At 63.7% G+C, this 10,691-nt stretch carries 9 protein-coding genes; 1 reads left to right on the plus strand and 8 read right to left on the minus strand.

All coding sequences use genetic code 11. From position 1 onward, the window contains the following. Positions 1-162 precede the first annotated feature (162 nt). From ACE04F_RS12320 to ACE04F_RS12355, 8 genes are all read right to left on the minus strand, one after another. Positions 163-1,164: a diguanylate cyclase gene (locus ACE04F_RS12320; protein ID WP_486107014.1), complete on the minus strand. Its 1,002-nt coding sequence runs from the start codon at positions 1,162-1,164 to the stop codon at positions 163-165. A gap of 39 nt (positions 1,165-1,203) precedes the next feature. Then, entirely contained in the window at positions 1,204-2,214 is a 1,011-nt protein-coding gene (gene cheB / locus ACE04F_RS12325; protein WP_486107016.1) for a chemotaxis-specific protein-glutamate methyltransferase CheB, read from the minus strand. Beyond that, positions 2,211-4,475 (minus strand): response regulator, encoded by a 2,265-nt coding sequence (locus tag ACE04F_RS12330; RefSeq protein ID WP_486107018.1) that lies wholly within the window; start codon positions 4,473-4,475, stop codon positions 2,211-2,213. Before ACE04F_RS12330 ends, cheB begins: the two co-directional genes overlap by 4 nt. Continuing rightward, the gene (locus ACE04F_RS12335) at positions 4,472-5,143 is read right to left on the minus strand and encodes a chemotaxis protein CheW (RefSeq protein WP_486107020.1); all 672 of its coding nucleotides are present in this window, start codon (positions 5,141-5,143) and stop codon (positions 4,472-4,474) included. Before ACE04F_RS12335 ends, ACE04F_RS12330 begins: the two co-directional genes overlap by 4 nt. Then, the gene (locus ACE04F_RS12340; RefSeq protein WP_486107022.1) at positions 5,140-6,405 is read right to left on the minus strand and encodes a CheR family methyltransferase; all 1,266 of its coding nucleotides are present in this window, start codon (positions 6,403-6,405) and stop codon (positions 5,140-5,142) included. Before ACE04F_RS12340 ends, ACE04F_RS12335 begins: the two co-directional genes overlap by 4 nt. After that, the gene (locus ACE04F_RS12345; RefSeq protein ID WP_486107024.1) at positions 6,398-6,937 is read right to left on the minus strand and encodes a chemotaxis protein CheW; all 540 of its coding nucleotides are present in this window, start codon (positions 6,935-6,937) and stop codon (positions 6,398-6,400) included. Before ACE04F_RS12345 ends, ACE04F_RS12340 begins: the two co-directional genes overlap by 8 nt. Next, the gene (locus ACE04F_RS12350) at positions 6,937-8,559 is read right to left on the minus strand and encodes a methyl-accepting chemotaxis protein (RefSeq protein ID WP_486107026.1); all 1,623 of its coding nucleotides are present in this window, start codon (positions 8,557-8,559) and stop codon (positions 6,937-6,939) included. The genes ACE04F_RS12345 and ACE04F_RS12350 overlap by 1 nt, the downstream gene beginning before the upstream one ends. Before the next feature lie 225 nt (positions 8,560-8,784). Next, on the minus strand, positions 8,785-9,495 hold the full coding sequence (locus ACE04F_RS12355) for a tellurite resistance TerB family protein (RefSeq protein WP_305499048.1): 711 nt from the start codon (positions 9,493-9,495) through the stop codon (positions 8,785-8,787). A 195-nt stretch (positions 9,496-9,690) separates the two neighbouring features. Between ACE04F_RS12355 and ACE04F_RS12360 the strand changes: the two genes are divergently transcribed. Next, entirely contained in the window at positions 9,691-10,602 is a 912-nt protein-coding gene (locus tag ACE04F_RS12360) for a LysR family transcriptional regulator (RefSeq protein WP_486107028.1), read from the plus strand. The last annotated feature ends 89 nt before the right edge of the window (positions 10,603-10,691 follow it).

Genomic DNA, 10,691 nt, shown 5'->3' on the forward strand with positions numbered 1-10,691 from the left:
GGCCCCTGTGGCGAGGGAGCTTGCTCCCGCTGGGTTGCGCAGCAGCCCCAAAACGGCCCACTCAATCGGCCTGGCACACCGAGCCAACTGGTTTCAGGGCCGCTGCGCGCCCCAGCGGGAGCCCCCCCCCCCCCCACAAAAGCAATCTGCCCAGGCAGGGTTTCATTCAACTCCCACCCGATTGCGCCCATTGTGCTTGGCCAGGTACAGCCCCTTGTCCGCCGCCGAGATCAGTTGACGGCACTCGCCGCCCTGTTGCGGGGTGCAGGTCGCGACGCCGATGCTGACGGTCAGGTTTTCGCCGCCGTCGGGCGTGGCATGGGGGATTTTCAGGGCGACGATGCTCTGGCGCAGCTTTTCGGCCATCAGCCGTGCACCGCCAGGCGAGGTGCCGGGCAAGACCAGGGCGAACTCCTCGCCGCCATAACGCGCCGGCAGGTCGGACGGACGACTGCAGGCCTCGCGGATCGCCGTGGCAACCTTGCGCAAGGCTTCGTCGCCTTCAAGGTGACCGTAGTTGTCGTTGAACGACTTGAAATAATCCACATCGATCATCAACAGCGACAGCTGGGACTGGTCCCGCAGCGCCCTTCGCCACTCCAGCTCCAGGTATTCATCGAAGTGCCGGCGATTGGACAGCCCGGTCAGGCCATCGGAGTTCATCAGCCGTTGCAGCACCAGATTGGTGTCGAGCAACTGCTGCTGGCTGACGCGCAGCGCACGGTAGGCCGCGTCGCGCTGCAACAGCATCATGTAGGAGCGCGAGTGATAGCGGATCCGCGCTACCAGTTCAATATTGTCCGGCAACTTGACCAGGTAATCGTTGGCGCCGGCGCCAAACGCCGCGCTCTTGATCAGCGGGTCCTCCTTGGTCGACAGGACGATGATCGGGATGTCGCGAGTGGCCGGATGGTTGCGGTATTCGCGCACCAGGCTCAAGCCGTCGAGACCGGGCATCACCAGGTCCTGGAGAATCACCGTCGGCTTGATGCGCACGGCGTGGGCGATGGCCTGGTGAGGGTCGGAGCAGAAGTGGAAGTCGATGTTCTGCTCGTTCGACAACCCGCGTCGCACTGCCTCGCCGATCATCGCCTGGTCATCGACCAGCAAGACCATGGCGGCGTTCTCATCGCGCTTGAAGTCGTCGAGCTGTAAATCAGTCATGGGGGCTCACCTGAATACTGCTTGGGGTGCAAGAGGGCATCATTGGCTGAAAATTTCCACCAGGCGTGGCGCTATCCGGTCCAGCGCGAGTATCTGCGCCGCCGCGTCGATAGCGGCGGCCGCCTTGGGCATGCCATAGACGGCGCTGCTCTGTTGGTCCTGGGCGATGGTCACGCAGCCCTGCTGGCGCATCAGTTTAAGCCCTTGCGCGCCGTCGCGACCCATGCCGGTGAGCAACACGCCTACCGCCTCACCACTCCAGAAATTGGCGACACTCTCGAAAAACACATCGATGGAGGGCCGATAGATTTCGTTGACGGGTTCGGCCGTGTACGCCAGCGTGCCATTTTTCAACAGCCGCAAATGATGATTGGTTCCGGCCAACAGCACCACCCCGCCTCGCGGTGTCTCGCCCTCGCGGGCCAACCGGACCTCAAGGCCCGACACGCCGGCCAGCCACTCGGCCATGCCGGCGGCAAACACTTCGTCGACATGCTGGACCAGCACGATGGCCGGGGCGAAATCGCGGGGTAGCGCCTTGAGCAGCACTTCCAACGCGGCGGGGCCGCCGGCCGACGAGCCGATCGCCACCAGGCTGTTGCGTGACACCGACGCCCGCTGCGCAGCCGGCGCGGCGCGCTCACCGTTGCCCCGCTCACCGATCAGCCAGCCGATGTTGGCGATCTTGCGCAGCAAGGGGGCAGCGGCCTCTTCGGGCCTGCCGACGCCCAGCGCCGGGGTATCCACTACGTCCAGGGCGCCATGGCCCATGGCCTCGAACACCCGATGGACGTTCTGCTGGCTGTCGCCAGTGACGATCACGATGGCGCACGGCGTGTCGGCCATGATTCGCCGGGTCGCCTCGACACCGTCCATGATCGGCATGAACAGGTCCATCAGGATCAGGTCCGGCGTGTATTCATGGCAACGCTGCACCGCCTCGGCGCCGTTGGCCGCCACCCAGACCAACTGATACGCGGGTTCGAATGCCAGCGCGCGGCGCAGGGCCTCGACCGCCAGGGGCATGTCATTGACGATGGCGATCTTCAAGCGCGCGCTCCTCCGATCAATTCGACCACGGCGTCGAGCAAGGCGTCGTCATGAAAACTCGCCTTGGCTAGATAATAGTCGGCCCCGGCATCCAGGCCACGGCGGCGATCTTCCTCGCGATCCTTATAGGAAACCACCATCACCGGCAGCGATTGCAGGCGGTTGTCGCGGCGCAGCAGCGATACCAGTTCGATACCGTCCATGCGCGGCATGTCGATGTCCGTGATGAGCAAGTCGAAATCCTCCGAACGCAACGCATTCCAGCCATCCATGCCGTCTACCGCCACTGCCACGTCATAGCCTCGATTGAGCAACAGCTTGCGCTCCAGTTCCCGCACGGTCAGCGAGTCGTCGACCACCAGGATCCGCTTGCGTGGAGCCTGGGCCTCGTTCTGCCGGGCGATGCGTTCCAGCCGCCCGGTGTCGAGCAACTTTTCTACCGAACGCAGCAGGTCTTCGACATCGACGATCAATACTACCGAGCCGTCGTCGAGCAAAGCACCGGCGGAAATATCCTGGACCTTGCCCAGGCGCTCATCCAGGGGCAGCACCACCAAGGTTCGCTCGCCGATGAAGCGTTCCACCGCCACGCCATAGATCACTTCGCGCTCGCGGATCACCACGACCTTGAGACTCTGGCCGTTGTTGGGCGCTACCGGGCGGTTGAGCAATTGCGTGGCGGCGACCAACCCGACATGGCGACCTTCATGCCAGAAATGCTGGCGACCTTCGACCTGGACGATGTCCTCGGACGCCAGGTCGCACATGCGCTCGATATGGGCCAACGGAAACGCATAGGCCTCGCCGCCGACTTCCACCACCAGGCTGCGCACCACCGACAGCGTCAGCGGCACCTCAAGGTGGAAGCGACTGCCCGCGCCCGCCGTCTGCTCCAGCACCACTGCGCCACGCAACTGCCGGACCATATGCTGGACAGCGTCCAGGCCGACACCGCGCCCGGACACCTCGGTGACCTTGTCCCGCAGGCTGAAGCCGGGCAGGAACAGGAAAGTCAGCAGTTCTTCTTCACTCAGGCTGGCGGCGGTGTGCTCGGGAGAAAGACCACGCTCCACCACGCTGCGGCGCACCCGTTCCAGATCCACGCCGGCGCCGTCGTCCGCCAACTCCAGCACCAGCAGGCCGGCCTGGTGCGAGGCACGCAAGCGGATCAGGCCTTCGGCGGGTTTGCCCGCCAACAGCCGCTGCTCCGGCGTCTCGATCCCATGGTCGACGGCGTTGCGCAGCAGGTGAGTCAGGGGCGCTTCGAGTTTTTCCAGGACATCGCGATCGACCTGGGTTTTCTCCCCTTCGATTTCCAGGCGCACCTGTTTGCCCAGGCTGCGCCCCAAGTCACGAACCATGCGCGCCTGGCCCGCAAGCACATCGGCAAACGGGCGCATGCGGCAAGCCAGCGCGGTGTCGTACAACACTTGCGCGCGCTGGCCGGCCTGCCAGGCGAACTCGTCCAGCTCAGCGGTTTTCTGCGCCAGGATCTGCTGGGTTTCCGCCAACAGGCGCCGGGCATCGTTGAGCGCCTCCTGGGCCTGGAGACTCAAGGCATGGTCCTTGAGATGCACATTCAGGTCTTCAAGAGCACGCAGGCCATTGCCTTGCTGGCGCTTGAGCCGCAGCAGGGTCGCCAGCCAAGGCTTGAGACGCTGGGTTTCCACCAACGACTTGCTCGACAGGTCCAACAGGCTGTTGAGGCGCCCGGCAGTGACCCGCAAGACCCGTTCGCCCTCCTCGGTGACAGGCTTTTTCCTGGCCACCGGCTCCACAGGTTCCAGGGGCACAGGCTCAGGCAACTCGACCCGCATGGGCTCGAGTGGTATCTCGCTGGTCGGCGACATGGCGGTTGAAGCCGCCGCAGCCGCAGGATCAAGCAGGCGCCCCAATAACGCGACATAGGCCTCGATGTCCTCGGCGCCGACGCTGTTGCCTGGGGTCGCGATGCGCGTCAGCAGGTCGGTGCCTTGCAGCAAGGCGTCGATATGCTCGGCACGCAAGACCAGGCGGCGTTCCTGGGCGCTGACCAGGCAATCTTCCATGACGTGGGCCACGCTGACCCCGGCGGGGATCCCGACGATTCGCGCGGCGCCCTTGAGCGAGTGCGCCGCACGCATGCATGACTCAAGTTGGTCAGCCTGGGTCGGGTCACGCTCCAGGGCCAGCAGGCCGGCGCTGAGTACCTGGGTCTGAGCCTCGGCTTCCAGGCTGAACAGTTCGAGCAACGAGGCGTCGCGCATCTGATCGGGGGTCATGACAGGCTCCGGGACACGGCGGACAACAACTGCTCTTCATCCAGCCAACGCAGGCTGCGGCCTTTGTACTGCAACACGCCACGGGTGTACTTGCCCGCCGATTGCGAAGCACCCGCCAGGATGCATTCGTCGATCGCATGAATGCCGTCCACCTCATCCACAGGCACCAATACCGGTCCGCCCTGGGCAGCGATAATCAGCATTCGCGGCATGATCCGCCCACCGAAAGGCGCAACCGAACCAGGCTCCAGCCCCAACAACTCGACTAGCGACAGGCAGGCCACCAGGGCGCCGCGCACATTCGCAACGCCGAGCAAGGCCCGCGAACGCTGGTGCGGCAGCGAATGGATCGGCTGCAACGGCGCCACTTCCACCAGGCTGCGAGTACTCAAGCCCAACCATTCTTCGCCGAGGCGGAACATCAACACCGAGCGCGTGACGATGTCACTGTCGACCGGCGCGAGAGCCAGCTCTCGATCATCCTGGCGCAGGGCATAACGGTCGAGCAAACGGGTGGCCGCCGCCGAGTACACCGAACAGTTGCGGCAATGGATATGTTCGGCCAGCAATGGGCAGGACTTGTCGCCGTGAACCCCGATGCGGTTCCAGCAGTCATCGATGGCCTGGGCATCGTCATGAGTCACGTTATAGGAAGCCGAACCACTCATCGTTTGCGCTCACTCTCAACCGGGCGCCCACTGCGGGCCGCACGTTCCTGCAATCGACGGGCACCGGCCACGTCTCCCTGGGATGCCAGCAGCGCCGCCAGATGCACCAGGGCCTCGGCGTGTTGCGGTTCAAGATACAGCGCCTTGCGATAGAACCCCTGGGCCTCGAGCGCGTTGCCGGCCATGTCGCTGAGCAGGCCCAGCCAATAGAACACCTGCGCGCTGGGCGCATGGTTGCGCAAATAGTCTTCGCAAGCCGCCCGGGCCTCGGCGCTTTTGCCGCCGTTGGCCAGGGCGGCGATATTGGCCAGCAAGGTCACCGCGTCGCTGCTCCTGGGTGGGGCAATCGGCGTCACGCTGGCTGCAAACGGTCGAGGCCGAAGCGGCGGCGCAGCGACTCGTGGTGGCGGCTGGCGAATCGGCAACGGACTTGGCAGCAGCGTTGGCAGCGGTTGCGGCTCGGGCGCGCCCTGGCGGCTGAAGGCGAACGATTGGGGAATGCCGATCGAGCGCATGCCCAACCGCCCCAGCAAACTGCCCTCGGCGGGGCCGATGAACAACACGCCGTCCTGATGAGTCAGGCGCTTGAGCACCTCGAACACCTGCTGCTGGGTCGGTTGGTCGAAATAGATCAGCAGGTTGCGACAGAACACGAAATCATACGGGGCCTCATTCACCAGCAAGGCCGGATCCAGGAGGTTGCCCACTTGCAGGCGCACCTGTTCACGTATGCGCTCATCGAGGCAATAGCCGTCCTCCTCGGCACGGAAATACCGTTCGCGAAAACCCAGGTCCGCGCCACGGAAGGAGTTCCTGCCGTAACGCGCTTGCCGGGCTTTATCAACGGACAGCGGGCTGACGTCCATCGCATCGACTTTGAATTGATGCGGCTCGAGGCCTGCATCGAACAGGGCCATGGCGATCGAGTACGGCTCTTCGCCAGTGGAGCATGGCAGGCTGAGGATGCGCAGCGCGCGCAGGTGCTTGATCGCAGCGAGGCGCTGGGAGGCCAGTCGCCCCAGCGTCGCGAACGATTCGGGATAACGGAAGAACCAGGTCTCCGGGACGATCACCGCTTCGATCAGCGCCTGTTGCTCCTGGGCAGAATGCTGCAGGCTTTGCCAATAGTCATCGGTGGTCCGGCCGGGCACGGCAAGGACGCGCTGGCGCACGGCCCGCTCGATAATCGCGGTGCCGACGGACGTCACGTCCAGGCCGATGCGCTCCTTGAGGAAATCGAAAAAACGCTGGTCGTTATTCATCGCCGCTCCTCGAGGCCATCAAGTCCAGCGGCTTAGCGGGGAACAACACCGCGCGAACCGACTCGTCGAGCAAATCGTTGACTCGCACCCATTGCAGCATTCCTTGGGCATCCTCGCGTACCGGACCGAGGTAAGGCGCCTGGGGATTATCCAGGCCATAAGGCTTGAAGTCGGACGGATCACAACGCAGGGTGTCGGTGGCCTGTTCCAGGATCAGACCCAGCACATGCGCTGCTTGCTGCGCCTGGGGCCGGTAGTTGACCAGCACCAACCGAGTACTGGTGCGCGCCTCGGCGGCCTGGCCGAAGGTCAAGGCGCACAGATCGAGCACCGGCACCACCCGGCCACGCCAGGCGAATACCCCGGCCACCCAGGACGGCGTCCGGGCAATCGGCTTGAGCGGCAGGCGCGGTAGCACCTCCACCACATCGATGGCTTGCAGGGCGTAGCGCTCGTTACCGATGCAAAACACCAGGAACAACGCCTGCCGGGCCGCCGGCCCGGTACCGCGTCGGGCGTCGAAATCGCTCATCAGACTTTGAAACGCGAGACGCCGCTGCGCAGGCCCACGGCCACCTGGCTGAGCTCGTCGATGGCGGAACTGGCCTGGCGCAGGGACTCCACGGTCTGGCTGCTGGCATCGCCCAGTTGCACCAGGGCGTGGTTGATCTGCTCGGCGCCGGTGGCCTGGGCCTGCATACCTTCGTTGACCATCAACACCCGCGGCGCCAGCGCCTGGACCTGATGGATGATTTGCGACAATTGCTCGCCGATCTGCTGCACCTCGGCCATGCCACGGCGCACTTCTTCGGAAAACTTGTCCATGCCCATCACACCGGCCGAGACGGCGGACTGGATCTCGCGAACCATCTGCTCGATGTCGTAGGTGGCGACAGCGGTCTGATCGGCCAGGCGCCGCACCTCCGTGGCGACCACGGCGAAACCGCGCCCGTACTCACCGGCCTTCTCGGCCTCGATGGCGGCGTTGAGCGATAGCAGGTTGGTCTGGTCGGCGACCTTGACGATGGTCACCACCACCTGATTGATGTTGCCGGCCTTCTCGTTGAGGATCGCCAGCTTGGCGTTCACCAGATCGGCGGCGCCCATCACCGAGTGCATGGTTTCTTCCATGCGCGCCAGGCCTTGCTGACCTGAGCCGGCGGCGACCGAGGCCTGGTCGGCGGCGCTGGAGACTTCGGTCATGGTGCGCACCAGGTCGCGAGAGGTGGCGGCGATTTCACGCGACGTCGCGCCGATCTCGGTGGTGGTGGCCGCGGTTTCGGTGGCCGTGGCCTGTTGCTGCCGTGAGGTCGCGGCGATCTCGGTCACCGAGGTGGTGACCTGCACCGAGGAACGCTGGGCCTGGGACACCAGCGATGTCAACTCGGCCATCATGTCGTTGAAGCCGGTCTCCACAGCGCCGAACTCGTCTTTGCGCGCCAGGTTCAGGCGTCCGCTCAAATCGCCGCTGCGCATGACCTCGAGTATCTCGACGATGCGGCTCATCGGCGCCATGATCGCGCGCATCAGCAACAGGCCGCAAAGCACGGCCACCAGCACTGCGACGACAAACGACAGACCCATGGCGACCTCGGCGGCTGTCACCGCACGACCAATGGTCAGGGCGGCCTGCTCAGCCAACTCACGGTTGCGCTCAATGATCTGGTTCAAATGCCCGCGACCGTCGAGCCATGCTGGCGTCAGGTCTTTTTCCACCGCCAGCCGGGCGCCTTCGTAATCCTTGCGCTGGTACAGATCCAGTACCTTGGCCAGGGCCTTGTTGAAGTCCTGGTGATTGACTTCGAATTCATCGAAAGAGGCCTGGTCGGCCGGGTCCTGGATCAGCTTCTGGTATTGCTGCATTTCATCGCGCAGATGCTGCTCGTACCGCTGATAGAGCGCCTTGTCTTCGTCGCTGATTTCCCGCTGACCGGACAGACCCACGAGCTGCTGGGTCTTGACGTAACTGTCGACCCAGCCCCCACGGATCATGGAGCTGTAATACACCCCTGGAACGGCGTCGGTACGTACTTCCTGTTCACTGGCCTCGATCTTCAACAACCGCGAGTAGGTGACCACCACCATCAGCAACATGATGGCAATAATCACCGCAAAACTCGCCAGAATGCGTTGGCGCAACGTCCAGTTCTTCACAGGAAAACCTCGGGTACTTTGAATTGCCGGGAGTATAGCCGAGGGTGGTGGTGCGTCTGTATGGCGGTGTTCGGGAGATTTTCGCGCACCGTTTCGCTATCGGTGGCGAGGGCTGGATACAAAACCTGTGGGAGCGAGCTTGCTCGCGAAAGCGGTGTGTCAGTCAATGGATTTTGACTGGCTGGACGCTATTCGCGAGCAGGCTCGCTCCCACAGGGGTAACGGTCAGGCAGCCGCCTGACGTACCTGCTTCTCCAGTTCCGCCTTCAGTCCAGGTTCCAGCTTGAGTTGTCGCGCCAGTTCGTCGAGGTAGGATTTCTCCATGAAGTTCTCCTCATCCACCAGCATCACGCTGGCGATGTACATTTCCGCGGCGATTTCCGGAGTGCTTGCGGCCCGGGCGACGTCGCCGGGATCCAGCGGCTTGTTGAGCTCGGCGTGCAGCCAGTGTTGCAGTTCCTGGTCGTTGTCGAGCTTGGTGAATTCGCCTTCGATCAGTTGACGCTCGCGTTCGTCCACATGACCGTCGGCCTTGGCCGCCGCGACCAGGGCCTTGAGGATCGCCTGGCTGTGCTGTTCGACCTGCGCCGGTGGGACGCGGTCGAGGGTCTGCGGTTCGGTTTTCGGCGCATTGCCCTGCTGGGCCTGCCAGTTGCCGTACGCCTTGTAGGCAATCACACCCAATGCAGCCAGGCCGCCATACGTCAGGGCCTTGCCGCCGAAGTTACGGGCTTTCTTGTTGCCCAGCAGCAACCCCATGGCGCTGGCCGCCAGCGCCCCGCCCCCTGCGCCGGAGAGCATGCCGCCGAGGTTGCCGGAGCCGCCAAGCAAACCACCCAGACCGCCGGACGACTTGCCCTGGGAGCCGCCGGCCTTGTTCTGCAACATTTCCTGACCGGACTTGAGTAACTGATCGAGCAATCCACGGGTGTTCATTTGCTGCCTCCACGCATTCGGGTTAACCGGATCATAAGGCCCCCAGCGTAGATCGAAAGTGCCCTACCACCCTGGGCCAGATTGCTTCGAGATGTTGCCTGAGAGGTTGGCCGTGATAAGAAGGGTGGCGCAGCTATTCGACAAAAACGATATACACTCCTGAACATCGATAAAATCGTCACCTGGGTATTCACCATGATGACCCTGCGCCAGATCCGTCATTTCATCGCGGTAGCCGAAACCGGTTCGATTTCCGCCGCCGCGCAAACCGCGTTCATTTCCCAATCCACCCTGACCCTGGCCATCCAGCAACTGGAAGAGGAAATCGGCGTCAGCCTGTTCAACCGTCACGCCAAGGGCATGACGCTGACTCACCAGGGACATCAGTTCCTGCGTCAGGCGCACCTGATCCTCGCCACCGTCGACAACGCCAAGCGCAGCCTGCAACAAAGCACCGATCAGGTGGCCGGTCAGGTCACCATCGGCGTGACCAGCCTGGTCGCCGGGTACTACTTGGCGGACCTCTTGACCCGTTTCCAGCGCGCCTATCCGAATGTGGCGATCCGTGTGATGGAGGACGAACGCCCCTATATCGAACATCTGCTGGTTAGCGGCGAGATCGACGTCGGCGTGCTGATCCTGTCCAACCTGGAAGACCGCCACGCCTTGCAGACTGAAGTGTTGACCCACTCGCCCCATCGTTTGTGGCTGCCGGCCCAGCATCCGTTGCTCGAACACGACAGCATCAATCTCGCGGATGTGGCGCGCGAGCCGTTGATCCAACTGAACGTCGACGAGATGGATCGCAACGCGCAACGCCTGTGGCGCGGTGCCGGCCTGCAACCGCAGGTCACCCTGCGTACCGCCTCGACCGAAGCGGTGCGCAGCCTGGTAGCGGCCGGCCTGGGGGTTTCGATCCAACCGGACATGACCTACCGCCCATGGTCGCTGGAAGGCGACATCATCGAGGCACGGCCCATCGCCGACCTCAACCAGACGCTGGATGTCGGGCTCGCCTGGCGCCGGGGCACGGCACGCCCGGCGTCGGTCGACCCGTTCCTGGCCGTTGCCCGGGAACAGCCCCACGGACGCAAGCCATCTATTTAATCGAATGCTGCCTTGAGTATTTCGAATTTGTCCGCCTGGCGGCTGGGCACTAGTCTTGGCTGCAGCCCACAATCCAATGTGGGTGCGAG

The sequence above is a fragment of the Pseudomonas sp. AGC41 genome, from assembly GCF_057334555.1.